This is a genomic window from Streptomyces sp. NPDC040545 (assembly GCF_055595065.1).
The window spans coordinates 82,528-106,236 of the sequence record NZ_JBVIWA010000021.1 but is presented as its reverse complement, the minus strand read 5'-3'; the positions used below and the strand labels follow the sequence as shown (position 1 = coordinate 106,236).

The 23,709-nt window shown below is 71.8% G+C and carries 26 protein-coding genes; 15 read left to right on the top strand and 11 right to left on the bottom strand.

Annotated features, from left to right (window positions below; all coding sequences use genetic code 11):
• The first annotated feature begins 133 nt into the window (after nt 1-133).
• Nucleotides 134-571, top strand: coding sequence for an SRPBCC family protein (locus tag ACZ573_RS31445; RefSeq protein ID WP_471310690.1), 438 nt, complete (start codon nt 134-136; stop codon nt 569-571).
• Between the two features lie 50 nt (nt 572-621).
• Entirely contained in the window at nt 622-1,419 is a 798-nt protein-coding gene (locus ACZ573_RS31440; protein ID WP_471310687.1) for an LppU/SCO3897 family protein, read from the top strand.
• A gap of 56 nt (nt 1,420-1,475) precedes the next feature.
• Here ACZ573_RS31440 and ACZ573_RS31435 read toward each other — a convergent pair whose 3' ends face one another.
• Complete coding sequence (locus ACZ573_RS31435) at nt 1,476-2,705, bottom strand: acyl-CoA dehydrogenase family protein (RefSeq protein ID WP_471310684.1); 1,230 nt, start codon at nt 2,703-2,705, stop codon at nt 1,476-1,478.
• A 215-nt stretch (nt 2,706-2,920) separates the two neighbouring features.
• On the opposite strand from ACZ573_RS31435, the gene ACZ573_RS31430 reads away from it, so the two are divergent.
• Complete coding sequence (locus ACZ573_RS31430; RefSeq protein ID WP_471310681.1) at nt 2,921-3,565, top strand: TetR/AcrR family transcriptional regulator; 645 nt, start codon at nt 2,921-2,923, stop codon at nt 3,563-3,565.
• Between the two features lie 247 nt (nt 3,566-3,812).
• Here ACZ573_RS31430 and def read toward each other — a convergent pair whose 3' ends face one another.
• Entirely contained in the window at nt 3,813-4,367 is a 555-nt protein-coding gene (gene def / locus ACZ573_RS31425) for a peptide deformylase (RefSeq protein ID WP_471310678.1), read from the bottom strand.
• Between the two features lie 123 nt (nt 4,368-4,490).
• Between def and ACZ573_RS31420 the strand changes: the two genes are divergently transcribed.
• The 6 genes from ACZ573_RS31420 (at nt 4,491) to ACZ573_RS31395 (ending at nt 9,759) form a co-directional block, all read left to right on the top strand.
• Nucleotides 4,491-5,729 carry a MurT ligase domain-containing protein gene (locus ACZ573_RS31420; RefSeq protein ID WP_030010289.1) on the top strand — a complete coding sequence of 413 codons (1,239 nt, stop codon included), beginning with the start codon at nt 4,491-4,493 and terminating at the stop codon, nt 5,727-5,729.
• Nucleotides 5,730-5,749: 20 nt separating this feature from the next.
• Nucleotides 5,750-6,478, top strand: a complete 729-nt coding sequence (locus ACZ573_RS31415; protein WP_150256333.1) for a type 1 glutamine amidotransferase — start codon at nt 5,750-5,752, stop codon at nt 6,476-6,478.
• Between the two features lie 216 nt (nt 6,479-6,694).
• Complete coding sequence (locus ACZ573_RS31410; RefSeq protein WP_471310674.1) at nt 6,695-7,720, top strand: 6-phosphofructokinase; 1,026 nt, start codon at nt 6,695-6,697, stop codon at nt 7,718-7,720.
• Nucleotides 7,721-7,809: 89 nt separating this feature from the next.
• Nucleotides 7,810-8,772 (top strand): cytochrome c oxidase assembly protein, encoded by a 963-nt coding sequence (locus tag ACZ573_RS31405; RefSeq protein ID WP_471310671.1) that lies wholly within the window; start codon nt 7,810-7,812, stop codon nt 8,770-8,772.
• 31 nt (nt 8,773-8,803) lie between these two features.
• Nucleotides 8,804-8,962: a hypothetical protein gene (locus ACZ573_RS31400; RefSeq protein WP_030010293.1), complete on the top strand. Its 159-nt coding sequence runs from the start codon at nt 8,804-8,806 to the stop codon at nt 8,960-8,962.
• Nucleotides 8,963-9,048: 86 nt separating this feature from the next.
• Nucleotides 9,049-9,759 carry a lysophospholipid acyltransferase family protein gene (locus ACZ573_RS31395; RefSeq protein ID WP_301372646.1) on the top strand — a complete coding sequence of 237 codons (711 nt, stop codon included), beginning with the start codon at nt 9,049-9,051 and terminating at the stop codon, nt 9,757-9,759.
• Between the two features lie 37 nt (nt 9,760-9,796).
• Here the strand turns inward: ACZ573_RS31395 and ACZ573_RS31390 are convergent, their stop codons facing one another.
• From ACZ573_RS31390 to ACZ573_RS31360, 7 genes are all read right to left on the bottom strand, one after another.
• Nucleotides 9,797-11,470 (bottom strand): alpha/beta hydrolase, encoded by a 1,674-nt coding sequence (locus ACZ573_RS31390; RefSeq protein WP_471310668.1) that lies wholly within the window; start codon nt 11,468-11,470, stop codon nt 9,797-9,799.
• A 182-nt stretch (nt 11,471-11,652) separates the two neighbouring features.
• Nucleotides 11,653-12,459 (bottom strand): urease accessory protein UreD, encoded by an 807-nt coding sequence (locus ACZ573_RS31385; RefSeq protein WP_471310665.1) that lies wholly within the window; start codon nt 12,457-12,459, stop codon nt 11,653-11,655.
• A complete protein-coding gene (ureG, locus tag ACZ573_RS31380) occupies nt 12,456-13,151 on the bottom strand; it encodes an urease accessory protein UreG (RefSeq protein WP_471310661.1) in 696 nt (231 codons plus the stop codon). Before ureG ends, ACZ573_RS31385 begins: the two co-directional genes overlap by 4 nt.
• A 20-nt stretch (nt 13,152-13,171) precedes the next feature.
• Nucleotides 13,172-13,846: an urease accessory protein UreF gene (locus tag ACZ573_RS31375; RefSeq protein WP_471310658.1), complete on the bottom strand. Its 675-nt coding sequence runs from the start codon at nt 13,844-13,846 to the stop codon at nt 13,172-13,174.
• A gap of 16 nt (nt 13,847-13,862) precedes the next feature.
• Entirely contained in the window at nt 13,863-15,584 is a 1,722-nt protein-coding gene (locus ACZ573_RS31370; RefSeq protein ID WP_471310655.1) for an urease subunit alpha, read from the bottom strand.
• A complete protein-coding gene (locus tag ACZ573_RS31365) occupies nt 15,577-15,888 on the bottom strand; it encodes an urease subunit beta (RefSeq protein WP_189746087.1) in 312 nt (103 codons plus the stop codon). The genes ACZ573_RS31370 and ACZ573_RS31365 overlap by 8 nt, the downstream gene beginning before the upstream one ends.
• Before the next feature lie 16 nt (nt 15,889-15,904).
• Complete coding sequence (locus ACZ573_RS31360) at nt 15,905-16,207, bottom strand: urease subunit gamma (protein ID WP_030011137.1); 303 nt, start codon at nt 16,205-16,207, stop codon at nt 15,905-15,907.
• Between the two features lie 313 nt (nt 16,208-16,520).
• Between ACZ573_RS31360 and ACZ573_RS31355 the strand changes: the two genes are divergently transcribed.
• Nucleotides 16,521-16,913 carry a VOC family protein gene (locus tag ACZ573_RS31355; RefSeq protein WP_471310652.1) on the top strand — a complete coding sequence of 131 codons (393 nt, stop codon included), beginning with the start codon at nt 16,521-16,523 and terminating at the stop codon, nt 16,911-16,913.
• A gap of 132 nt (nt 16,914-17,045) precedes the next feature.
• On the opposite strand, the gene ACZ573_RS31350 is transcribed toward ACZ573_RS31355, so the two are convergent.
• A complete protein-coding gene (locus ACZ573_RS31350; RefSeq protein WP_471310649.1) occupies nt 17,046-17,495 on the bottom strand; it encodes an ATP-binding protein in 450 nt (149 codons plus the stop codon).
• A 196-nt stretch (nt 17,496-17,691) separates the two neighbouring features.
• Here ACZ573_RS31350 and ACZ573_RS31345 point away from each other — a divergent pair, with 196 nt between their 5' ends.
• Both ACZ573_RS31345 and ACZ573_RS31340 read left to right on the top strand, forming a co-directional pair.
• A complete protein-coding gene (locus ACZ573_RS31345; RefSeq protein ID WP_471310647.1) occupies nt 17,692-18,576 on the top strand; it encodes a helix-turn-helix domain-containing protein in 885 nt (294 codons plus the stop codon).
• Nucleotides 18,577-18,588: 12 nt separating this feature from the next.
• Nucleotides 18,589-18,810, top strand: a complete 222-nt coding sequence (locus ACZ573_RS31340; RefSeq protein ID WP_301372635.1) for a DUF397 domain-containing protein — start codon at nt 18,589-18,591, stop codon at nt 18,808-18,810.
• Nucleotides 18,811-18,892: 82 nt separating this feature from the next.
• Here ACZ573_RS31340 and ACZ573_RS31335 read toward each other — a convergent pair whose 3' ends face one another.
• Nucleotides 18,893-20,074: an 8-amino-7-oxononanoate synthase gene (locus ACZ573_RS31335; RefSeq protein ID WP_471310644.1), complete on the bottom strand. Its 1,182-nt coding sequence runs from the start codon at nt 20,072-20,074 to the stop codon at nt 18,893-18,895.
• 157 nt (nt 20,075-20,231) lie between these two features.
• Here ACZ573_RS31335 and bioB point away from each other — a divergent pair, with 157 nt between their 5' ends.
• From bioB to bioD, 3 genes are read left to right on the top strand one after another with little or no spacing between them, the layout of a single operon-like run.
• Nucleotides 20,232-21,479 (top strand): biotin synthase BioB, encoded by a 1,248-nt coding sequence (bioB, locus tag ACZ573_RS31330; RefSeq protein WP_471310642.1) that lies wholly within the window; start codon nt 20,232-20,234, stop codon nt 21,477-21,479.
• Nucleotides 21,472-22,794: an adenosylmethionine--8-amino-7-oxononanoate transaminase gene (locus tag ACZ573_RS31325; RefSeq protein WP_471310639.1), complete on the top strand. Its 1,323-nt coding sequence runs from the start codon at nt 21,472-21,474 to the stop codon at nt 22,792-22,794. Before bioB ends, ACZ573_RS31325 begins: the two co-directional genes overlap by 8 nt.
• Before the next feature lies 1 nt (nt 22,795).
• Nucleotides 22,796-23,560 carry a dethiobiotin synthase gene (bioD, locus tag ACZ573_RS31320; RefSeq protein ID WP_471310636.1) on the top strand — a complete coding sequence of 255 codons (765 nt, stop codon included), beginning with the start codon at nt 22,796-22,798 and terminating at the stop codon, nt 23,558-23,560.
• The last annotated feature ends 149 nt before the right edge of the window (nt 23,561-23,709 follow it).

Here is a 23,709-nt window from a genome sequence, read left to right as displayed (position 1 = left end):
GGCGGGGGCGCCGGTGGTCACCCGGTCGAATCCGCGATCCACGGTGGCGGTGAGTATTACTGATCGCCACCCCCGGACGGAACCCATATCCGCCGTCCAGTTCACGGTGTGTATGCCCGATTACCATGCGCTCATGCCCGCTATCCGGATCGTTCACCGCACATCTTTGCCGCCGGTCGAGGCGTGGCCGATGCTCACGGACTGGGAGCGCCACGGCGAGCAGGTCCCGCTCACCCGGACGATCATCGAGACGGCTCCCCCGACCCACGTCGGAACGATCTTCACGGCCCGGACCGGCGTGAGCAGGATCACATTCGACGATCGCATGGAGGTCGTCGTGTGGCGACCCCCCGCGGAGGGTTTGCCGGGATTGGTCCGGCTGGAGAAGCGCGGCCGGTCGGTGACGGGCTGGGCGGAGATCGAGATCCGCCCCCTCGCCACGGGCGGCGCGGAGGTCCACTGGCGGGAGGAGCTGCGCCTGCGCGGCCTCCCCCGCGCCCTGGATCCCCTGGTCGCGGCGGCGGGCCGGCTCCTCTTCGGCCGGGCCCTCGCACGGCTGCTGCGGCCTTAAGGTTTCGTGATCACCCTGCCGGTGATCACGAAGCGACCGAGGAGATCTCCGTGGCCACTCCGCCACAGCCACCGACGCAGCAGCAGGGCGCCGGCCCGTACAACCCCTACGCCGCTCCCGTCCCGCAGCAGGGCGGCCCAGCCGGCCCCGGGCATGCGGGGCCGCAGCCCCACGGCGCGTACGGCACGTACGGCGCGTACGGCGCGTACGGCACGCACCCGGAGCCGGGCCGGTACGGCTGCCGGCTGTGCGGCGCCTGGCCCGCCGCGCACGCGACCGTACGCGGCCACCAGGGCCTGATCGTGCTGATGCGGTTCCTGAGCCTGCGCGGGCCGTTCTGCCGCGACTGCGGGCTCGCCACCTACCGCCGGATGACCTCGGACACCCTGTGGCAGGGCTGGTGGGGGCCGCTGTCCGTCTTCATCACGCCCGTGACGCTGCTGATGAACCTCGGCCCGCGGGCGGCCTTCCGCAAGCTCGCTCCCCCGGCGGGCGGCCACCGGCCCGCGCTCGACCCGGGCAAGCCGATGTGGCGCCGGGGCCCGGTCCTGCTGTTCCTCGCACCGGTGCTGCTCGTCCTGCTGGGGATCCCCGCGCTGATCGGGATCGCCCTGCTCGTCGGTGACAGCACGCCGACCCTGTCGGTGGGCCAGTGCGTCGGCAACGAGTGGGACGGGGACAGGCTGAGGCTGCACGTGCGGGACTGCGGTTCGCCGCGCGCCGAGTACCGCGTCAGCAAGCGACTGGAGACGTCCGGTGACCGGTGTGCCCCGCTCGACCGGGTCGCCGGGCCCGAGTACGGCCCGGACGGCTCCACGCGCACCTGCCTCACCCCCCTGCCCAGGTGACGCGAGAGCTCCCGGACACCGTGAGGCGTCCGGGAGCTCTCGTCCGCGGCCGCGCGTCAGCGGATCGGCATGCCGGAGATCGTGCGGGCGATCACCAGGCGCTGGATCTCGCTGGTGCCCTCGAAGATCGTGTAGATGGCGCTGTCGCGGTGCATGCGCTCCACCGGGTACTCACGGGTGAAGCCGTTGCCGCCGAGGATCTGGACCGCCTGGGCGGTGACCTTCTTGGCGACCTCGCTCGCGAAGAGCTTCGACATCGAGCCCTCCGCCGACTCGAACGGCCGGCCCGCAACCGCCATCCAGGACGCCCGCCACACCAGCAGCCGGGCCGCGTCGATCTGCGTGCGCATGTCGGCGAGCTGGAAGGCCACGCCCTGGTTGTCGATGATCGGGCGGCCGAACTGGGTACGGGTCTTCGCGTAGTCGAGGGCCACCTCGTACGCCGCGCGCGCGGTACCGACGGCCATCGCACCGACCGCCGGCCGGGAGGCCTCGAAGGTGGCCATGGCCGCGTTCTTCACGCGCTCCCCGCCACCGCTGCGGGCGCGTTCGTGGGCCCGCGCGAGGCGCTCGTCCAGCTTCTCCTTGCCGCCGAGCAGGCAGGAACCGGGGATCCGTACGTCCTCCAGCACCACCTCGGCGGTGTGCGAGGCGCGGATGCCGTGCTTCTTGAACTTCTGGCCCTGGGACAGGCCGGGGGTGTTCGGCGGCACGATGAAGGAGGCGTGCCCCTTGGTGCCGAGCTCGGGGTCGACGACGGCGACGACGATGTGGACGTTGGCGATGCCGCCGTTGGTCGCCCAGGTCTTGGTGCCGTTGAGCACCCACTCGTCCGTGGCCTGGTCGTAGACCGCGCGGGTGCGCATCGAGCCGACGTCGGAGCCGGCGTCCGGCTCGGAGGAGCAGAAGGCCGCGACCTTCACGTCGTCGGGGGTGCCGTACATCTGCGGGATCCAGGTGCCGATCTGCTCCTCGGTGCCGTTGGCGACGACGCCGATGGCCGCGAGTCCGGTGCCGACGATGGACAGGGCGATGCCCGCGTCCCCCCAGAAGAGCTCCTCCATCGCCATCGGGATGCCGAGGCCCGTCGGGTCGAAGAACTGCTGGGCGTAGAAGTCCAGCGAGTAGATGCCGACCTTCGCGGCCTCCTGGATGACGGGCCAGGGAGTCTCTTCGCGCTCGTCCCATTCGGCGGCCGCGGGGCGCATCACATCGGCGGCGAAGCCGTGGATCCAGTCCCGCACCTGCTTCTGGTCGTCGTTCAGCTCCATGGTGAACTCCGCCATGTCCCCTCCACCTGTCTGTACTCGTCCCTGCGGAAGTTACTAGCGGTAACCTACGCGAAGACCACAGTCTGTTACCGGCGAGTAAGCACTGTCAAGCACCGTCCGCACCGGCCACGACGCCGGCCGGGGCGACCTCGATTCGATCGGCGGGGTGTGCGGGGTGTTACGTTGCGTGGGCGTCACGCACATCGCAAGGGCGGGGAGAGAAACACGTCATGGAGACCACTCAGCAGGCCGGCGAGCCGGGAGCGGCCGAACGCCGTCGGCGGGAGCTGCTCGAAGCCGCCGACCGGGTCGTGCTCAGGGACGGCCCCAAAGCCTCCATGAACGCGATCGCGGCGGAGGCCGGCATCACCAAGCCCATCCTCTACCGGCACTTCGGGGACAAGGCGGGCCTCTACCAGGCCCTCGCCGTCCGGCACACCGACGCCCTGCTCGACTCGCTGCGGGCCGCGCTCGACGCACCCGCCGAGCGGCGCCGCCGGGTGGAGGCGACCCTCGACACCTATCTTGCCGCCATCGAGGCCCGCCCTCAGGTCTACCGCTTCCTCATGCACCCGGCCGAGGACTCCCACAGCGCCGAACGCGGCTTCGACGTCGGCCTGCACTCGGCCCCGCTGCTGCGCCGGCTCGGCGAGGAGCTTGCCGAGGTGATCGGCGAACGCGTGGACCTCGGCCCGGGCGGCGAACGCCTCGCCCGGATCTGGGGCCACGGCATCGTCGGCATGATGCACGCGGCCGGCGACTGGTGGCTGGGCGAACGGCCCTGCGAGCGCGCGGACCTGGTAGCGGGCCTCACCGACCTCCTCTGGGGCCGCCTGTCCACCGCCGGCAACCGCAAAGACGGCCCGGGCTTCTAGCCCCTGCCTCCAGCCCCGCCGGCCCTTCCAGCCTCGGCCGGGGCCAAACCCAGCCTCGCCGGCGTTTGAAGCGCGGGGTCCGGGGCGGAGCCCCAGGAAACCCGGCTCCGCCGGGCACCGGGCCCTGCCCGGACCCGCTCCTCAAACGCCGGAGGGGCTGAAAGTGGCCCGGGCGAGCCTGAAAGCACAGACGGGAGCCGACGTCCCCGGCGCGGCTGAATACGGCCCCGGCCGAGGGAGCAACGGGCTAGCCGCGCAGCGCCTCCGCGCCCCAGGGGGTCTTCCGGATGGCCCGCCGCAGGCGACGGGCCCGCAGCCCCGTCACGCGCTCCGCGTACACGGTCCCGTCCAGGTGGTCGCACTCATGCTGCAGGCACCGCGCGAAGAATCCCGTCCCGGAGATCCGGACAGCCGCCCCGTCCGACGTGACGCCCTCCACCACCGCGTGGTCGAAGCGGACCGTCCCCGCCTCCAGCCCCGGCAGGGACAGGCACCCCTCCGGCCCCAGGAACTCGTCGCCGTCGGCCGTCACCAGCCGCGGGTTGACGATGTGCCCGACGTGGCGGACGTCCTCGTCGTCGGGGCAGTCGTAGACGAACACCCGCTGTCCGACGCCGATCTGGTTCGCCGCGAGCCCGACGCCCTCGGCGGCGTACATCGTGGCGAACATGTCCTCGATGAGCCGGTCGAGTTCCGGGCCGAATGCGGTGACGTCCGCGCACGCGGAGTGGAGCACCGGATCACCCAGCAGGCTCATGGTGCGGACGAGGCCGGAGGTACCGGGGATGGGGCGCTGTCGCATGGCGTCAAGCCTACGACGGGCGACTATATGAGGAGATCCGCGGCGGGGCGGGGGCGCCGCGGTCAAGGCTCCGGCCGGTACTGGATAGGCTGGGGCCGACCGACGCAAGGAGGACAAGGGACGATGGCAGGCAACACGGAGCCGCTTTCGCCGCGGGCCAAGCTGGCCGTGACGGCGGGCAAGGCCGCGGCGGCGGTGTCGCGGGCCGCGGGACGCGGAAGCGGATCGGTGATCGGTGGCAAGGTCGCACTCAGGCTCGACCCCGATCTTCTCGGCGCGCTGGCGCAACATCTCGATGTCGTCCTCGTCTCCGCGACGAACGGCAAGACCACGACGACCCGGCTGATCGCGGAGGCCCTGCGGGCCAGCGGTCCGGTCGTCTCCAACGCCCTCGGCGCCAACATGCCGGCCGGCATCACCTCCGCGCTGGCGGGCGGCTCGGACGCCAAGTACGGCGTCATCGAGGTCGACGAGAAGTACCTGGCCGGAGTGGCCCGGGACGTCACCCCCAAGGTGATCGCCCTGCTCAACCTCTCCCGCGACCAGCTGGACCGCGCCGCCGAGACCCGCATGCTCGCGGAGAAGTGGCGCGAGGGCCTCCAGGGCTCGAAGGCGGTCATCGTCGCGAACTGCGACGACCCGCTGATCGTGTGGTCCGCCTCCTCCTCGCAGAACGTGGTGTGGGTCGCGGCCGGCCAGGAGTGGAAGGACGACGCCTGGTCGTGCCCCTCCTGCGGCGGTGTCATGCAGCGCCCGGGCGACGACTGGTTCTGCGGCGAGTGCGGATTCCGGCGCCCGACCCCGACCTGGGTGCTCTCCGGCGACCACGTGCTGGACCCGCACGGCTCGGCCTGGCCGATCCACCTCCAGCTGCCCGGCCGCGCCAACAAGGCCAACGCCGCCACCTCGGCGGCCGTGGCCGCCGTCTTCGGCGTCCCGCCGCAGGTCGCGCTGGAGCGGATGTACCAGGTGCAGGCCGTCGCCGGCCGCTACGACGTGGTGAGCTTCCAGGGCCGTGAGCTGCGGCTGCTGCTCGCGAAGAACCCGGCGGGCTGGCTCGAAACGTTTTCGCTGATCGATCCCCCGCCGACCCCGGTGATCCTCTCGGTGAACGCGCGCGGTGCCGACGGCACCGACACCTCCTGGCTGTGGGACGTGGACTACCCGCGGCTGGCCGGTCACCCGATCTTCGTGATCGGTGACCGCAAGCTGGACCTCGCGGTCCGCCTGGAGGTCGCGGGCCTGGACTTCCGGGTGTGCGACACCCTCGACGAGGCCGTGCAGCTCGCGCCGCCCGGACAGATCGAGCTGATCGCCAACTACACCGCCTTCCAGGACGTGCGCCGCCGCGTCGGCAACTAGTACCCATAAAGGACAAGAGCATGAGCGACAACAGCCTGCGTCTGGTGTGGGTCTACCCGGACCTGCTGAGCACGTACGGAGACCAGGGCAACGCCCTCGTGGTGGAGCGCCGGGCGCGCCAGCGCGGCCTGGACGTGCAGCGCGTGGACGTGCGCAGCGACCAGCCGATCCCGACCTCGGGCGACATCTACCTGATCGGCGGTGGCGAGGACCGGCCGCAGCGTCTGGCCGCAGAGCGCCTGCTGCGCGACGGCGGCCTGGAGCGGGCCGTCTCGAACGGGGCGATCGTCTTCTCCGTCTGCGCCGGGTACCAGATCCTCGGCAAGGAATTCGTCAACGACCAGGGACAGCGCCAGGAGGGCCTCGGCCTGCTGGACGTCGTCACCCTGCGCGGTGAGGGCGAGCGCTGCGTCGGTGACGTCCTCGCGGACATCGACCCGCGCCTGGGCCTGCCGCAGCTGACGGGCTTCGAGAACCACCAGGGCGTGACCCACCTCGGCCCGACGGCCAAGGCGTTCGCCCGGGTGACCATGGGCCGTGGCAACGGCACCGGTGACGGCACCGAAGGCGCGTACAACGACACGGTGTTCGGCACGTACATGCACGGTCCCGTGATGGCCCGCAACCCGCAGATCGCGGACCTGCTGCTGAAGCTGGCCCTCGACGTGAACGCGCTGCCGGCCATAGACGACCGGTGGTACGAGGCGCTGCGCGCGGAGCGCATCGCCGCCGCGACGCAGCCCGCGTAGCACCCCTGCGGACCGCTCATCGGGGCGGCCCCCGCATCATGTGTTCGGCCCGGTTTTCCCTAGGGGGAACCGGGCCGACATCGTTTCGTACGACGAGTGCGACCAGCATGTGGAGGATGGTTCAGTCCACCTCTCCACCGCTTGTAGGGTGGCCGTAGTTCCAACCGGACGACGTGGTCCGGTCGTCGGCCCACGTTGCAAAGGTCCGTTCCTGCCATGCGCATAGGTGTGCTCACTTCCGGTGGCGACTGCCCCGGTCTCAACGCCGTCATCCGCTCCGTCGTGCACCGTGCCGTGGTCGACCACGGCGACGAGGTGATCGGCTTCCTCGACGGCTGGAAGGGCCTGCTGGAGGCGGACTACCGCAAGCTCGACCTCGACGCCGTCGGCGGCATCCTGGCCCGCGGCGGCACCATCCTCGGCTCCTCCCGGGTCCAGCCCGCGCACCTGCGCGACGGCGTGGAGCGCGCCCGCGGGCATGTCGCGGACCTCGGCCTCGACGCGATCATCCCGATCGGCGGCGAGGGCACGCTGAAGGCCGCGAACCTGCTCTCGCAGGCCGGTCTGCCCATCGTCGGTGTCCCGAAGACCATCGACAACGACATCGCCTCCACGGACGTCACCTTCGGCTTCGACACCGCCGTCGGGGTGGCCACGGAGGCGCTGGACCGGCTGAAGACCACCGCCGAGTCCCACCAGCGCGTGATGGTCGTGGAGGTCATGGGCCGCCACACGGGCTGGATCGCCCTGCACTCGGGCATGGCGGCCGGCGCGCACGCGATCGTGGTGCCGGAGCGTCCCTTCGACATCGAGCAGCTGACGGAGATCGTCGGCGAGCGCTTCTCCGCGGGCAAGCGGTTCGCGATCGTCGTGGTGGCCGAGGGCGCCAAGCCGCGCCCCGGGTCGATGGACCTGGAGGAGGGCGGCGTCGACATGTACGGGCACGAGCGGTTCGCCGGCATCGGCAACCGGCTCGCCGTGGAGCTGGAGCACCGCCTGGGCAAGGAGGCCCGGCCGGTGATCCTGGGCCACGTCCAGCGCGGCGGCACGCCGACCGCGTACGACCGGGTCCTCGCCACCCGCTTCGGCTGGCACGCGGTGGAGGCGGCGCACCGGGGCGAGTTCGGCATGCTGACCGCGCTGCGCGGGACGGACATCGTGATGGTGCCGCTCTCCGAGGCGACCTCCACCCTCAAGACGGTTCCGGCCGACCGCTACGACGAGGCACAGACGGTTCTGTAACCGTATGCCCGTTACCGCCGCCCCCGCGCGCAAGAGCGTGCGGGGGCGGCACTACTGTGGTGGGGCACCACGGTCAAGGGAGTGAACAGATGGATCACAGCGGGCACGGCATGGACATGCACATGGACATGGACCTGCCGCCGTTCACTCTCGGGCGCGGACTGGAGTTCTCCTTCGACGCCTTCTTCCTGATCGGCTCGCTGGTCGGGCTCGCCCTGTACGGGTGGGGCGTGCTGCGGCTGCGCCGGCGCGGGGACTCCTGGCCGCTGGGCCGGACCATCGCCTTCGGCGCGGGCGTGCTGACCGTGATCCTCGTGATGTGCACCAAGCTGAACGACTACGGCATGGTCATGTTCAGCGTGCACATGGTCCAGCACATGGTGATCAGCATGGTCACCCCGATCCTGGTGCTGCTGGGCGCCCCGGTGACGCTGGCGCTGCGTGCGCTGCCGCCCGCCGCCCGCGGCCACAAGGGGCCGCGCGAGCTGCTGCTGAAGCTGCTGCACAGCCGGTACATGAAGGTGATCACCCACCCGGCCTTCACGATCCCGATGTTCATCGCGAGCCTCTACGCCCTGTACTTCACCCCGCTCTTCGACTTCCTGATGGAGAGCCGGACCGGGCACATCGCGATGATGGTCCACTTCCTCGCGGTCGGCCTCATCTTCTTCTGGCCGATCATGGGCATCGACCCGGGCCCGCACCGGCCGGGCTACGTCATGCGGATGCTGGAACTGTTCGCGGGCATGCCCTTCCACGCCTTCTTCGGCATCGCCCTGATGATGGCGAGCCAGCCGATGATCAAGACGTACGCGAACCCGCCGGCGTCCCTCGGCATCGACCCCCTGCTCGACCAGCAGTGGGGCGGCGGCATCGCCTGGGCCTTCAGCGAGATCCCCTCGGTGCTGGTCCTGATCGCCCTCGTATACCAGTGGTACCACTCCGAGCAGCGGGCCGCGCGGCGCTCCGACCGGGCCGAGGACCGCAGTGGTGACAAGGAGCTGGCTGCGTACAACGCGTATCTCGCCTCGCTCCAAGCGCGTGGCCAGTAGCGCGACACCGCTTCGCGCGCGACCATGGGGCATGACCGGATCCGTTAAGGCGATGGCCGTCATGACCTTCGCCGCTCTGGTGGCCGTCGCCACGTATTCCGTGGCCCTGGGCAGCAACGGCTGGCTGTGGTTCGGCTGGGTGGTGCTGGGGCTGCTGACCGCCGGGATGGCCGCCACACGCAATGTCTGAGTAAGAGGTCCCCTCCGCCCCCTGCATCCCGTGGCTCACCGTCCGTAAAATGGCTGTGACAACGGGATATCGACAGGAGCGGCCTGGTGTTCTACCACTTGCTCAAGCACGTGTTGCTCGGCCCCCTGCTGCGGCTGCTGTTCAGACCCCGGATCGAGGGTCTGGAGAACATCCCGGCCGAGGGTGCGGCGATCGTCGCGGGCAATCACCTGTCCTTCTCCGACCACTTCCTGATGCCCGCCATCCTCAAGCGGCGGATCACCTTCCTGGCGAAGGCCGAGTACTTCACCGGCCCCGGGGTCAAGGGCCGGCTCACCGCCGCCTTCTTCCGCAGCGCCGGGCAGATCCCCGTGGACCGGTCGGGCAAGGACGCCGGGCAGGCCGCCCTGCGCGAGGGGCTGGCGGTACTGGCGAAGGACGAACTGCTGGGCATCTACCCGGAGGGGACGCGCTCGCACGACGGCCGGCTCTACAAGGGCAAGGTGGGTGTGGCGGCGATGGCCCTGGGCGCCGGGGTGCCCGTGGTGCCCTGCGCGATGGTCGGCACCTTCGAGATCCAGCCGCCCGGGAAGAAGATCCCGAAGATCCGGCGGGTGACGATCCGCTTCGGCGAACCGCTGGAGTTCTCCCGGTACGCCGGGATGGAGGGCGAGCGGGCGGTCCTGCGGGCGGTCACCGACGAGATCATGTACGCGATCCTCGGACTGTCCGGCCAGGAGTACGTCGACCGGTACGCGGCCGAGGTCAAGGCCGAGGAGGAGGAACAGCGGAAGAAGGCCCGGCGCACCGCGCGCTGAGCCTTCTCCCGCTCGTCCTGGCCGGTCCCGCACGTCCTTAACGGACGGCGGGGAGCTCCTCCGGCGCCGGGAGGACCGAGGGCTCGGCCGGGGCGTCGGACGACAGGGACTTCGCCGCGGCCGGGGCCGGGGCCACGGGGGTGGCGTGCGGGGCGCACGTCACGTCCTTGGCGTCGACCTTGCCGGTGAGCAGGTAGCTGTCCACGCGGGTGTTGATGCAGGGGTTCAGCAGGCTGGTGACGCCGTGCGAGCCCGCGCTCTTCTCGGTGATCAGCCGCGAGCCGGCGAGGCTGCGGTGCAGCTCGACCGCGCCCTTGTACGGGGTGGCGGCGTCGCGCTCGGACTGGACGATCAGTACGGGCGGCAGCCCGTGCTTGGCGCCGACCGCGATCGGGGTGCTCTGCTTGGCCTTCCAGGTCGCGCAGGGGAGGTTCATCCACGCGTTGGACCAGGTCAGGAACGGGTACTTCTGGTGCAGCTTGGTGTTGTCCCGGTCCCACTTGGACCAGCTGGTGGGCCACTTCGCGTCGGCGCACTCGACGGCGGTGTAGACGGCGTTGCCGTTCTCGGACGCCGCGTTGCCCTTGGTGTCCGTCATGTCCGGGGCGATGGCGTCGACGAGCGCCTTCTCGTCACCGGCCTCGTACGCGGCCCAGGTCTGGGCGACGGGCACCCAGGAGGAGTCGTAGTACGGGGCGCCCTGGAAGAAGCCGATGAGCTCGGCCGGGCCGACGATCCCGCCGAGCGGGTTGGCCTTGGCCTTGGCGCGCAGCTTCTGGTAGCGGGCCTCGACCTTGGCGCGGGTGTCGCCGAGGTGGAAGACGGTGTCGTTCTTGGCGACCCAGTCCTGCCAGTCGTTCCAGCGCATCTGGAAGGCGACGTCCTGGCCGAGGTTGGCCTCGTACCAGATGTTGTCCTGCGACGGGTCCACGACGCTGTCGACGATCATGCGGCGCACGTGGGTCGGGAAGAGGGTCGCGTAGACCCCGCCCAGGTAGGTGCCGTAGGAGACGCCGAGGTAGTTCAGCTTCTTCTCGCCGAGGCCGGCCCGGATCACGTCCAGGTCCCGCGCGGTGTTCGGCGTGGTCATGTGCGGCAGCATCTCGCCGCTGCGTTCCTTGCAGCCGTCCGCGTACTCGGCGGCGAGCTTGCGCTGGGCGCGCTTGTCGGCCTCGGAGTCCGGGACCGGGTCCGCCTTGGGGGCCTTGACGAACTCCTGCGGGTCGATGCAGGAGATCGGCGCCGAGTGGCCCACGCCGCGGGGGTCGAAGCCCACGAAGTCGTAGGCCTTGGAGGTGTTGACCCACAGCGGGCTCTTGGTGGTGACGCGGCGCGGGAAGCGCATGCCGGAGCCACCGGGGCCGCCGGGGTTGTAGACGAGCGCGCCCTGGCGCTCCTCCTTGGTCCCCGTGCTGCCGATCCGGTCGACGGCGATGTCGATCGTCTTGCCGTACGGCTTCGCGTAGTCGAGCGGAACCTTCACCCAGCCGCACTGGATGGGCTTCTCGAAGCCCCAGTCCGCCGGGCAGTCCTTCCAGTCGATCCCGGTGCGGGCGGCGCGGGCGGCGGCGATCTGAACGCCCAGCGCCTCCGGCAGCCTGCCGTCGCTGCCGGCCGGGGCCGCCGCGGCCGGCGGGGCCAGCAGCAGGCTCGCCGCGAGTGTGCCGGTGATCAGTGTGGCGGCGCTCCCCAGCGCCGCGTTGCGTATCACGTGGTTGTTCCCCCTGCGTCAGGTGCCGCCGTGGGCGGCCGGGTTGGTCGGGTTCGGTCGTCGGCGTGCAGGGGGATCCTGTCGTCTGACCGGGACCCGGCGACAGGGCCGGATCGACTTCTTTGCCAACCCGATAACCGGAAAGGCGTGTACCGCTGAGCGGTGCCTGTTGCGTCCCGCTTTCACCACCCGTAGGTACGGCAGGCTTCGTCGAGCAGCTCGCGCACCAGCAGGGCGTCCGCGGCCAGGACGGTCACCAGGACGGCCGGGCCGGCCAGCGGCGTCACCGCGGCGAACTCCCCCAGGACCGCCGCGGCGGGCGGATCCTCGGCGAAGGCGGGGTCCACGACGAGGAGTTGACCGAGCGCCCGGTACCCGGCCAGGCCCGCCGGGCCGTCCCAGCCGCCGGGAGCGCCGGGGCCGCAGGCGAGCTCCTGGTCCAGCAGCGGACGGCCCCCGCGGTCGACGGTGAGACGGCTGCTCAGCAGGCCCGGAACCTCCCCGGTGCGGCCCAGCACCTGCTCCTCGCGCAGCACCAGCCGTGCCGTGGGGGCGAGTCGGACCCGGGTGCGCACCCTCAGGTCGCTGCCGCGCACCGAGACCAGCGGCTCGGGCAGCCACCGCACCGACGCCCCCTCCCCCAGGGTGAGGTGTACGTCGTAGCGCGCGGGCTCGCCGGCCCGGCCGGGCAGGGCCAGGGTGGCCGCTGCCGAGGCGAGGGCGAGCTGCGCCCCGGGGCCGGCGGTGGCCTCGACGGTGAGGTGGTCCCCGCCGAGCGGGGCGCTCATCGCGCCGACCAGCATGACCCCGGCCTCGGCGGCCGACGGCGAGCGGGTACGGCGCAGCGCGAGCGGTCCCTCCCCGGCGAGCAGCGGCAGGGCCGTGCCGCCCCGCCCGTCGGCGACGGCGTGGATACGGGCGGTGGCCCGCAGGCCCGCCGGGGGCGTCCGGGATGGCGGCGCCGTGCCGGTGGTGGTCGCGGCGCTCACCGCGAGGACCAGGCGGCGATCCGCTCGCGGACCCAGGCGGCCACCGGGGCGACCCCCTCGGGGCCGCGCAGCGACTGGAAGGCGACGGGGAGTTCGCCGCGCTGCGCGGCGGCGTCGCGGGCCATCCGGTCGAGGTCGGAGCCGACGTGGGGGGCGAGGTCGGTCTTGTTGACGACGAGCAGGTCGGCGGTGGTGACGCCGGGTCCGCCCTTGCGGGGGATGTCGTCCCCGCCGGCCACGTCGATGACGAAGATCTGGGCGTCGACGAGTCCGCGGGAGAAGGTGGCGGTGAGGTTGTCCCCGCCGGACTCGACGAGGATCAGGTCCAGTCGGCCGTTCTCCCGGAAGGCGTCCTCCAGTTCCTCCACGGCCTCCAGGTTCGCGGAGATGTCGTCGCGGATGGCGGTGTGCGGGCAGGCCCCGGTCTCGACGGCGGTGATCCGCTCGGGCGGCAGGACGGCCTCGCGGAGCAGGAACTCCGCGTCCTCGCGGGTGTAGATGTCGTTGGTGACGACGGCCATGGACAGTTCGGTGCGCAGCGCGCGGCACAGGGCGGCGACGGTGGCGGTCTTGCCGGAGCCGACGGGTCCGCCGAGCCCGATGCGCAGGGCCCGCCGGGTGCCGTCGGGCCGCAGGGCATCGGCGCTGTGGGTGTGCCGGTGGGGGTAGGTCACGGCATGGTCGAGGTGCATGGGGGTCTCCTTCAGGGGATTCAGGAAGCGAAGAGGCGTACCGGCCAGTCGGCATGGACCTCCGCCGAAATGTCCAGCAGCGGCGAGGAGGTCGCGGGCAGCGCGTCCGGGCCCTGTGAACGGGCCCGCAGCGCGGCCCGCTCCGCCCGGGCCGCGACGGCGTCGAGCTCGGGTGCGAGCCGGGCCAGCACCCCGCTCGCCTCGAAGGGGTCCAGCCCGAGCAGCCGTACGGTCGCGGTGGCGGGTCCGCCGACGCTCTCGTACGCCGCCACGTGCGCGGCGTCCCCGGGCCCGAGCCCGGCCGCCCGGGCGGTGACGCCGAGCACCACGGGCTGGTGGGCCCCGCGCGGGAACGCCGCGGCCAGGGCTTCCAGTTCGGCGGCGGGCCAGGTGGCCCGGGCGGCGCGCAGCAGCTGCCTCCCGAGCCGCCGGGCCGCGGTACGCAGCGCCGGCGAGGGGGTACGGGCGTCGGCGGCGGCGTCGAGCACGGCCGGGTCGAGCCCGAGGGCGGCGGCTGCGGCGAGCGCGGCGGCGGTGAGGCCGGCGGTGTGCAGCCGGCCCCGGCAGAAGTCCTCCAGGGTGGCGGCGTCATGGATCCGGCCCGCCTTGCAGGCGGCCTCCGCCCCGCCGGAGTGGGCGTGGCCCCCGGCGGGGAAGCGGCCGTCGGCGAGGACGAGGAGCGCGGCGCGGCTCATCGGCAAGGACCTCGTCTCAGAACAGGAAGTAGCGCTGGGCCATGGGCAGTTCCGCTGCGGGCGCCGGTTCCACGGCCTCCCCGTCGATGGTGACCGTGAAGGTGTCGGCGTCGACCTCGACCCTCGGCATGGCGTCGTTGTTGCGCATGTCGCCCTTGCTCAGCTTGCGGGTGCCCTCGATGGCCACGAACTGCTTGCCGAGCCCCAGCCGTTCGGGCAGGGCGTCGTCGAGCGCGGCCTGCGCGGTGAAGTTGAGGGAGTTGAGGCCGGGGGCGCGGCCGTGGCTGCCGAACATGGGCCGGGGCAGGACGGGCTGCGGGGTGGGGATGGAGGCGTTGGCGTCGCCCATCTGCGCGTAGGCGATCTGGCCGCCCTTGATGACGAGTTCGGGCTTGACCCCGAAGAAGGCCGGGTTCCACAGCACCAGGTCCGCGAGTTTGCCGGTCTCGACCGAGCCGATCTCGCGGGCGAGCCCCTGGGCCACGGCGGGGTTGATCGTGTACTTCGCGACGTAGCGGCGGGCCCGGTGATTGTCGGCGGGTCCGTCGCCGGGGAGGAAGCCGCGGCGCTTCTTCATCACGTGGGCGGTCTGCCAGGTGCGCAGCACGACCTCGCCGACCCGGCCCATGGCCTGGGAGTCGGAGGAGATGATGGAGATGGCTCCGAGGTCGTGCAGGACGTCCTCGGCCGCTATGGTCGAGGGCCGGATCCGCGATTCGGCGAAGGCGAGGTCCTCGGGGACGGCCGGGTTGAGGTGGTGGCAGACCATCAGCATGTCGAGGTGTTCCTCGACGGTGTTGACGGTGTGCGGCCGGGTGGGGTTCGTGGAGCTGGGCAGGATGTTCGGCTCGGAGACCACGGTGATGATGTCGGGCGCGTGCCCACCGCCCGCACCCTCGGTATGGTACGAGTGGATGGTCCGCCCGGCGATGGCGGCGAGGGTGTCGGCGACGAATCCGGCCTCGTTGAGCGTGTCGGTGTGGATGGCGACCTGGGCGCCGGTCTCCTCGCACACCGAGAGGCAGGCGTCGATGACGGCGGGGGTCGCCCCCCAGTCCTCGTGGATCTTGAATCCGAGGGCGCCGCCGCGCAGTTGGGAGTGCATCCCCTCGCGTGACATGGTGTTGCCCTTGCCGAGCAGTCCGATGTTGACCGGGTAGGCCTCCAGGGCCGCGAACATCCGGGCCAGGTGCCAGGGCCCGGGGGTGACAGTGGTGGCCTTGCTCCCTTCGGCCGGTCCGGTGCCGCCGCCGACGAGGGTGGTGATCCCGGAGGCGAGCGCCTCCTCGATGACCGTCGGGGAGATGAAGTGCACGTGGGCGTCGATGGCGCCGGCGGTGACGATCTTCCCGTTGCCGGCGATGATCTCGGTCTCGGGGCCGATGACCAGGGCGGGGTCGACCCCGTCCATCGTGTCGGGGTTGCCGGCCTTGCCGATGCCGCAGATCCGGCCGTCGCGGATGCCGAGATCGGCCTTGACGATGCCCCAGTGGTCGAGGACGACGACCCCGGTGATCACGGTGTCGGGGGCGCCCTCGGCCCGGGTGGTGCGGGCCTGCCCCATGGATTCGCGGATCACCTTGCCGCCGCCGAAGACGGCCTCGTCGCCGGCCAGCCCGGGGCCGCCGCCGAGGTCCCGCTCGATCTCCACGAAGAGGTCGGTGTCGGCGAGCCGGATCCGGTCACCGGCGGTCGGCCCGAAGAGGTCGGCGTACACCTGGCGGGAGAGCTCAGCCATCGAGCGGCCCTCCGGTCTCGCCGCGCAGCCCGGGTACGGTGCGCAGGCCCGCGAGCGGCACGAGTTCCACCGCGACCGGGATCCCCGGCTCGAAGCGGACGGCCGTGCCGGCGGCGACATTGAGCCGGAGCCCGCGGGCGGCGGAGCGGTCGAAGTCGAGGCCGGGGTTGGCCTCGGCGAAGTGGTAGTGGGATCCGACCTGGACCGGCCGGTCGGCCGCGTTGAGCACGGTGAGACGGGTGACGGGACGGCCCTCGTTGAGGGGTACCGGGCCGTCCCCGTAGGCGATTTCGCCGGGGATCATGCGGGGGTACTCCGTTTCAGACGATCGGGTCGTGGACCGTGACGAGCTTGGTGCCGTCCGGGAAGGTCGCTTCGACCTGGACGTCGTGGATCATCTCGGGGATCCCCTCCATGACCTCCTCGCGGGTCAGGACGGTGCGGCCCGAAGCCATCAGCTCGGCCACGGTCCGGCCGTCGCGGGCCCCCTCCAGAAGGTGCGACGTGATCAGCGCGATCGCCTCCGGATGGTTGAGGCGGACCCCGCGTGCCCTTCGCTTCTCGGCCACGTCGGCGGCCACGTGGATGAGCAGTCTCTCCTGCTCGTGCGGTGTCAGTTGCACTCGTATCACCAAGCTTCCGGGACAAGATCAACAAGGGGCGGGGCGACCCTACCGCCCTTCAACACCTTGTTGACCTGCGCATATCCGAACCAAGCGTCTCTTGCCCAACACAAGGAAAGGCTTTCCACCCCGACCACCACCGCTTTACCGGATCATGGATGATCATTGGCGGTCGAACGTGGCCGCCACGCTAAGCGCTGCGCTTTTCCGCTGAGTTAACCCACGTTTCGGGCAGGTACCCGGTTCAACTCCGGTGCCCCGCGGACCCGATTCCGTATACGGCTCCGCACACGGATCCCCATCGAGGAGACAGGTGTTCATCAACCCCGTCCGGCACATCACCTTCGACGCCCTCGACCCCTACCGGGTCGCCGAGTTCTGGTCCGCGGTGACCGGCTTCACGATGCACCCCGACGACGTCGAGGGTGACGACGAGATCATGCTGGAGCCCGGCCTGCCCGGGGCGCCGGGCCTGCTGTTCATCCGGGTCCCGGACGGCAAGTCCGTCAAGAACCGGGTCCACTTGGACATCCAGCCGCCCACCGGCACCCGGGACGAGACCGTCGAGCGCCTGATCGGGCTCGGCGCGAAGCTCGTGGACGACCGCCGCGACGCGGACGGCGTCGCGGGCTGGGTCGTGCTCGCCGACCCCGAGGGCAACGAGCTGTGCATCGAGCGCAGCGCGGCCGAGCGCGGCCTCGCCTGAGCGGGTCCCGGTCCAGGTCCCGGTCCCGGTCCAGGTCCCGGTCCGGGCCCCGTTCCGGGCACGGGTGGGTCCGGGTCCCGTTCCGGGTCCGGTTCCCGTTCCGGGTCCGGGACTGGTACCGGGACCGGCAGGTCAGTAGCCGGTGGCGCTCCGCACCGGGGCCCCGACGCTCCAGGGCAGCGCGATCCACACCGTCTTGCCGCCGTCCTCGGTCGGGGTGACCGAGAGCCGGCCGCCCGCCTCCGCCGTCAGCCAGCGGATGATGACCATGCCCCGGCCGTTGTCCTGCTGGACGGCGGCCGGGAGCCGCTTGGGCCAGCGCGGGTGGCTGTCGGTCACCCCGACGCGCAGCCACTCCTGGCGCTCCAGCCGGACATCGACGGTGAAGGTGGGCGACTGGCCGAACGTGTGCTGTACGGCGTTGGTGGCGAGCTCCGAGACGATCAGCCGGACGCTGTCGGCCGTGTCGGCGTCATCGGGGAGTCCCCATTCGCCCAGCACCTCCGCGACGTAGCGTCGGGCAGTGGCGACCGAGGCCGGATCGCTCGGCAGAGTGACGGATGCTTCCTGGTGATCTGCCATGGCGACGGTCCCTTTCCCACCGGGGCGAAAAGCCCCGGATCTGTGCTGGACGCCAGAGTGCCACCCATCGTGCCGTCACATCTGCCTTTCCCCCAAGATGTGCATATATCTGTCGCTCGATGCGGTGAACTCTGCTACGGAAGAGCTTATTTGGACGACAGACTGGTGCGAGCTGTGCCGGTGGAAGGAGGCGGGTGTGCACCACGGTCCCGCGGTGCGCCGACGCAAGCTCGGCGAGGAACTGCGTGCCCTGCGCGACCGGTCCGGACTCACCAGTGGTGAGGCGGCCCGGATCATGGGATGGCACCAGTCGAAAATCAGCCGCATCGAGACAGGCCGCAGCGGTGTGAAGCCGGAGGACATCCGGCTCCTCCTCGACGCCTACGGTGAGATCGTGGGCCCCGAGCAGCGCGCGCTGCTGGAGGCGCTGTCGGCCTCGGCCGCCGGCCCCGGGCCGGCGGGCGACACCGGGCGCGGCCGCCAGTGGTGGCACGACTACCGGGGGCTGCTGCCGCAGGAGTACCGGGACTTCATCAGCCTGGAGGCGGGGGCCAGGTCGGCCCGTACCGTGGAGCTGTCCGTGGTGCCCGGGCTGCTGCAGACGCCCGGATACGCGCGAGCCGTGACCCGGGCCGCGCTGGGCGGGCTGCCGGAGCCGAAGGTGGACGCGCTGGTCGACGTACGGCTGGCCCGGCAGTCGGTGCTGCGGGCCGATCCCCCGCTGGAGCTGAGCGCCGTACTGGACGAGGCGGTGCTGCGCCGGCAGATCGGCGGGCCCGGGGTGATGGCCGAGCAATTGCGGCACCTGGCGGAGGTGTCGAAGCTGCCTCAAGTCAGCCTGCAGGTGCTTCCGTTCAGCGTCGGAGGGCATCTCGGACTGACCGGACCGTTCGTTATTTTTTCATTTCCGGACATAGCTGATCTGGATGTGGTGGTACTCGACCATTTGACGAGTAGCCTCTATCTGGAGCGGAAGGAAGACCTTGAGGCGTACGGCGCCGCGTTCCGCACCATCCAGGCGCACGCCCTCCCGCCCCAGGACTCGTCGGATCTCATCAGCTCACTCGCTGACGACGCGTAAGGAGGCACGCCCGTGTCCGCAACCCCCTTATCCACCAGCGGACTTCTGATCAGCGCGCGGTGGCGGCGGAGCAGCCGTAGCACCGGAATGAACAACTGCGTGGAAGCGGCCGTCCTGGACGGCGGCCTGCTGGCCGTCCGTGACTCCAAGCGGACGGACGGGCCGGCCGTGCTCTTCACCGGGCCCGCCTGGACCGGCTTCCTCGCCTCGGTACGGGCCGACGCGCACGCGTAGCCCCGTCCGGGACCCCCGGGAACGCCCTGGACCCGGGAACGCCCAGCACACGGGAAACGCCCAGGACCCCGGCCGACACGGTCTACCGGACCTGGCCGTCCGTGGCTCCCGCGGGTGCGGTCGCAAGGATCGTCGCGACCGCCCGATCGATCTCGGCCCCCGTGAGATCGGCCCGGGCGGTCAGCCGCAGCCGGGAGATGCCGTCCGGCACCGACGGCGGACGGAAACACCCCACGGACAGACCCGCCTCGCGGCAGTCGGCGGCCCAGCGCAGTGCCGCCGACGCCGACGGGGCCCGTACCGACACCACGGCCGCGTCCGGCCGGGCCGCGGTCAGGCCGGACGCGGTGAGTCGCCCGTACAGCTGGGCGGCCACCTCGCGGGCTCGGTCCGCGCGCTCCGGCTCCCGCTGGAGCAGGCGCAGGCTCCCCAGCGCCGCCCCGGCGGCGGCCGGGGCCAGTCCGGTGTCGAAGATGAAGGTGCGCGCGGTGTTGACCAGGTGCCTGATCACCCTGGCCGGGCCGAGCACGGCTCCGCCCTGGCTGCCCAGGGACTTCGAGAGGGTCAGGGTGGCGACCACGTACGGTGCGCCCGCGAGGCCGGCCGCGTGCAGCGCGCCGCGACCGCCCGCGCCCAGCACGCCCAGTCCGTGGGCGTCGTCGACGAGCAGGGCCGCGCCCTGGTCCCGGCAGGCGGCGGCGTACTCGGCCAGCGGGGCGGCGTCCCCGTCCACGGAGAACACCGAGTCGCTGACCAGCAGCGCGCGGCCCTCGTGCGCGGCGAGCGTCTTGCGTGCGGTGTCCGGGTCGGCGTGCGGGACCACGGCCGTCTCGGCGCGCGAGAGCCGGCAGCCGTCGACGATCGAGGCATGGTTCCCGGCGTCGGACACGACCAGCGTGCCCCGGCCGCTGAGCGCGGTGACGGCGGCGAGATTGGCCGCGTAGCCGGAGGACAGGACGAGCGCGGCCTCGAAGCCGCAGAAGGCGGCGAGTTCCCGCTCCAGCTCGGTGTGGAGCTCGGTCGTACCCGTCACCAGCCGCGAACCGGTGGCTCCGGCGCCCCAGCACTGGGCCGCCTCCCGCGCTCCCCGGACGGTCTCCGGGTGCCGGGACAGGCCGAGGTAGTCGTTGCTCGCGAGGTCCAGCAGCGGCGACGCCGGTGGCCGGGGGCGCAGCGTGCGGACGAGGCCGGCCTCCTCCCGCGCGCGCTCCGCGTCGTCGATCCACGCGAAGACGTCCACCGGGTCGGGAGTGAGCTCGGGCATCGGCACGTCCTCGTATTTTGTCGGCAGTCCACAGACCTGCCCCGACCCTAGCTCGCGTGACCGCTGCGCCAGGTGTGGTGATACACACACACCCATCCGGCCATGTTGTGCGATCTCTCCTTGGCCGGGAGCGGGGGTGTGGTCCAGGATCGGGTTCATGGACCTGCTGAACACCCTGGTGGACAAGGGGCTGCGGCGAGAGCTGCCGACCCGCGAAGAAGCGCTCGCCGTACTGGCGACTTCTGACGACGAACTGCTCGACGTGGTGGCCGCGGCCGGCAAGGTGCGCCGCCAGTGGTTCGGCCGTCGGGTCAAGCTGAACTACCTGGTCAACCTGAAGTCGGGCCTGTGCCCGGAGGACTGCTCCTACTGTTCCCAGCGCCTGGGGTCGACGGCCGGCATCCTCAAGTACACGTGGCTGAAGCCCGAAGAGGCCTCCCAGGCCGCCGCCGCCGGTGTCGCGGGCGGCGCCAAGCGGGTCTGCCTGGTCGCGAGCGGCCGCGGGCCGACGGACCGGGACGTGGACCGCGTCGGCAAGACGATCGCGGCGATCAAGGAGCAGAACGAGGGCGTCGAGGTCTGCGCGTGCCTCGGCCTGCTCTCGGACGGCCAGGCGGAGCGGCTGCGGGACGCGGGCGCGGATGCCTACAACCACAACCTGAACACGTCCGAGGCGACGTACGGGCAGATCACCAAGACCCACACCTACGCCGACCGCGTCGACACCGTGCAGAAGGCGCACGGCGCCGGTCTGTCCGCGTGCTCCGGTCTGATCGCCGGTATGGGCGAGAGCGACGAGGACTTGGTCGACGTCGTCTTCTCGCTGCGCGAGCTGGACGCGGACTCGGTGCCGGTCAACTTCCTGATCCCGTTCGAGGGCACGCCGCTGGCCAAGGAGTGGAACCTCACCCCGCAGCGCTGCCTGCGCATCCTGGCGATGGCGCGGTTCGTCTGCCCCGACGTCGAGGTCCGCCTCGCCGGCGGCCGCGAGGTCCACCTGCGCTCGATGCAGCCGCTGGCCCTGCACATCGTCAACTCGATCTTCCTCGGCGACTACCTGACCAGTGAGGGCCAGGCCGGTCAGGCCGACCTCGACATGATCGCGGACGCCGGTTTCGAGGTGGAGGGTGCCGGTACGTCGACCCTTCCCGCGCACCGCTCCGACGTCGCGGCCGCCGCCACCGGCGGGGGCTGCGGTTCGAACGGCGGCGCCTCACCCTGCGGTTCGGGCGCGCCCGCCGAGGGCGAAGCCGCGGGCTGCGGCTCCGCGTGCGGCGGCTGCTCCGGCCACGCGCCGGCGGACGAGGCGCCCGTACCGGTCCAGGCCGAGGCCGGCGAGGTCCGCCCGGAGCTGGTGGCGGTCCGCCGACGCGGCGCGGGGACGGACATCGCCCCCAATGCCTGATCAGCGTGGACCGCTGGCCGACGGCGCCGAACTGCTCGCACTGGACCGGCAGCACGTCTGGCACCCGTACGGCCCGATGCCCGGGCGGCAGGAGCCGCTGATCATCGCCTCCGCCTCGGGGGTACGGCTGCGGCTCGCCGACCCGTCCCAGGGACACGGTCACGAAGAGCTGGTCGACGGCATGTCCTCCTGGTGGTCGGCGATCCACGGCTACAACCACCCGGTGCTCAACGAGGCCGCCACCGCGCAGCTGGGTCTGATGTCGCACGTGATGTTCGGCGGGCTCACCCATGAGCCCGCCGTCCGGCTCGCCGCGAAGCTCGTCGAGATCACCCCGCCGGGGCTGGAGCACGTCTTCCTCTCCGACTCGGGCTCGGTGTCCGTCGAGGTCGCGGTCAAGATGTGCCTGCAGTACTGGCGTTCGCTGGGGCGGACGGGCAAGACCCGGCTGCTGACCTGGCGCGGCGGCTACCACGGGGACACCTGGCAGCCGATGGCGGTCTGCGACCCCGACGGCGGGATGCACGAGCTGTGGCAGGGTCACCTGCCGCGGCAGGTCTTCGCGGACGCGCCGCCCGCCGGTTTCGACACGCCCGTGGACCCGGCGTACGCCGACCACCTGCGCGCGACGGTCTCCGCGCACGCGGACGAGCTTGCCGCGGTCATCGTGGAGCCGGTGGTGCAGGGCGCGGGCGGTATGCGCTTCCACCACCCCGGCTACCTGCGGGTGCTGCGCGAGCTGTGCGACGAGTACGGGGTCCTGCTGATCCTGGACGAGATCGCCACCGGCTTCGGCCGTACGGGCGCGCTCTTCGCGGCCGACCACGCGGGGATCACCCCGGATGTGATGTGCCTGGGCAAGTCGCTGACCGGTGGTTACCTCACGCTGGCGGCGACCTTGTGCACGGAGCGGGTGGCGAGCGGCATCTCCCAGGGCGAGGTCCCGGTGCTGGCGCACGGGCCGACCTTCATGGGCAACCCGCTGGCCACGGCGGTGGCCCTGGCCTCCGTCGAGCTGCTGCTCGGCCAGGACTGGGCGACCGACGTCAAGCGGATCGAGGCCGGGCTGCGCGAGGGCCTGTCGGCCGCGGCCGACATCCCCGGGGTGAAGGACGTACGCGTCCTGGGCGCCATCGGCGTGGTGCAGCTCGATCACGAGATCGACGTGGTGGCGGCCACCCGGGCGGCCGTGCGGGAGGGCGTGTGGGTACGCCCGTTCCGGGACCTGATCTATGTGATGCCGCCGTTCGTGACCGGTGACGAGGACGTGGACCGTATCTGCCGTGCGGTGTGCGCGGCGGCGCAGGAAGGCTGAGATGTCCGTACTGATGGTGTCCGGGACGGGTACCGAGATCGGCAAGACGGTGGTCACGTCGGCGATCGCGGCCGCCGCGGTGGCCGCCGGCCGATCGGTGGCGGTGCTCAAGCCCGCGCAGACGGGTGTCGGAGCGCAGGAGCCGGGGGACGCCGCGGAGGTGGTCCGGCTGGCCGGTCCCTCCGTCACGGCGGTGGAACTGGTCCGCTATCCGGAGCCCTTGGCCCCGGACACGGCGGCCCGCCGCTCGGGGTTGCCGACGCTGTCTCCGGCGCAGATCGCGGAGGCCGCGCAGCGGCTGTCGCTGGACCACGACGTGGTCCTGGTGGAGGGTGCGGGCGGGCTGCTCGTCCGCTTCGACGAGGCGGGCAACACGCTGGCCGACGCGGCCCGCCTGCTCGGCGCGCCGACACTGATCGTGGCCCAGGCGGGGCTGGGCACGCTCAACTCCACCACGCTCACGGCGGAGGCCCTGCGGGCCCGGGAACTGACCCCGCTGGGTGTGGTGGTGGGCAGCTGGCCGAAGGACCCGGACCTCGCGGCCCGCTGCAACCTGGCGGACCTCACGAAGTCCTCGGGCCTGCCGCTGCTGGGCGCGGTCCCGGAAGGCTCGGGAACCCTCGCGCCGGACCGTTTCCGCGCGTCGGCCCCGTCCTGGCTGGCCCCGTCCCTGTCGGGCACCTGGTCGGCGGAGTCCTTCCTGTCCACCTGGACCCCTTCCCCCTTCACCCCGGCCGGCGCAAATTCCAGCCCCGCCGGCGTTTGAGGCGCGGGGCCGGGGGCGGAGCCCCGAATCCTTGAGGTGGGGGGGGCCCAACCCCGGAGGACCCAACCCCCCACCCCAGCCCCCAACCCGGGACAAAAAACAGGAACACCCCCCATCAACGAGGCTTGCCGAATAGCTTTGCCCCCCAA

What these genes read in the sequence shown, in the direction of transcription:
- bioD (WP_471310636.1), top strand. Translation starts at nt 22,796, where the DNA reads ATGTCCGTACTGATGGTGTCCGGGACGGGTACCGAGATCGGCAAGACG.
- ACZ573_RS31400 (WP_030010293.1), top strand. Translation starts at nt 8,804, where the DNA reads ATGACCGGATCCGTTAAGGCGATGGCCGTCATGACCTTCGCCGCTCTG.
- ACZ573_RS31350 (WP_471310649.1), bottom strand. Translation starts at nt 17,495, where the DNA reads ATGGCAGATCACCAGGAAGCATCCGTCACTCTGCCGAGCGATCCGGCC.
- bioB (WP_471310642.1), top strand. Translation starts at nt 20,232, where the DNA reads ATGGACCTGCTGAACACCCTGGTGGACAAGGGGCTGCGGCGAGAGCTG.
- ureG (WP_471310661.1), bottom strand. Translation starts at nt 13,151, where the DNA reads ATGCACCTCGACCATGCCGTGACCTACCCCCACCGGCACACCCACAGC.
- ACZ573_RS31375 (WP_471310658.1), bottom strand. Translation starts at nt 13,846, where the DNA reads ATGAGCCGCGCCGCGCTCCTCGTCCTCGCCGACGGCCGCTTCCCCGCC.
- ACZ573_RS31335 (WP_471310644.1), bottom strand. Translation starts at nt 20,074, where the DNA reads ATGCCCGAGCTCACTCCCGACCCGGTGGACGTCTTCGCGTGGATCGAC.
- ACZ573_RS31430 (WP_471310681.1), top strand. Translation starts at nt 2,921, where the DNA reads ATGGAGACCACTCAGCAGGCCGGCGAGCCGGGAGCGGCCGAACGCCGT.
- ACZ573_RS31445 (WP_471310690.1), top strand. Translation starts at nt 134, where the DNA reads ATGCCCGCTATCCGGATCGTTCACCGCACATCTTTGCCGCCGGTCGAG.
- ACZ573_RS31420 (WP_030010289.1), top strand. Translation starts at nt 4,491, where the DNA reads ATGGCAGGCAACACGGAGCCGCTTTCGCCGCGGGCCAAGCTGGCCGTG.
- ACZ573_RS31405 (WP_471310671.1), top strand. Translation starts at nt 7,810, where the DNA reads ATGGATCACAGCGGGCACGGCATGGACATGCACATGGACATGGACCTG.
- ACZ573_RS31365 (WP_189746087.1), bottom strand. Translation starts at nt 15,888, where the DNA reads ATGATCCCCGGCGAAATCGCCTACGGGGACGGCCCGGTACCCCTCAAC.
- ACZ573_RS31415 (WP_150256333.1), top strand. Translation starts at nt 5,750, where the DNA reads ATGAGCGACAACAGCCTGCGTCTGGTGTGGGTCTACCCGGACCTGCTG.
- def (WP_471310678.1), bottom strand. Translation starts at nt 4,367, where the DNA reads ATGCGACAGCGCCCCATCCCCGGTACCTCCGGCCTCGTCCGCACCATG.
- ACZ573_RS31435 (WP_471310684.1), bottom strand. Translation starts at nt 2,705, where the DNA reads ATGGCGGAGTTCACCATGGAGCTGAACGACGACCAGAAGCAGGTGCGG.
- ACZ573_RS31325 (WP_471310639.1), top strand. Translation starts at nt 21,472, where the DNA reads ATGCCTGATCAGCGTGGACCGCTGGCCGACGGCGCCGAACTGCTCGCA.
- ACZ573_RS31410 (WP_471310674.1), top strand. Translation starts at nt 6,695, where the DNA reads ATGCGCATAGGTGTGCTCACTTCCGGTGGCGACTGCCCCGGTCTCAAC.
- ACZ573_RS31370 (WP_471310655.1), bottom strand. Translation starts at nt 15,584, where the DNA reads ATGGCTGAGCTCTCCCGCCAGGTGTACGCCGACCTCTTCGGGCCGACC.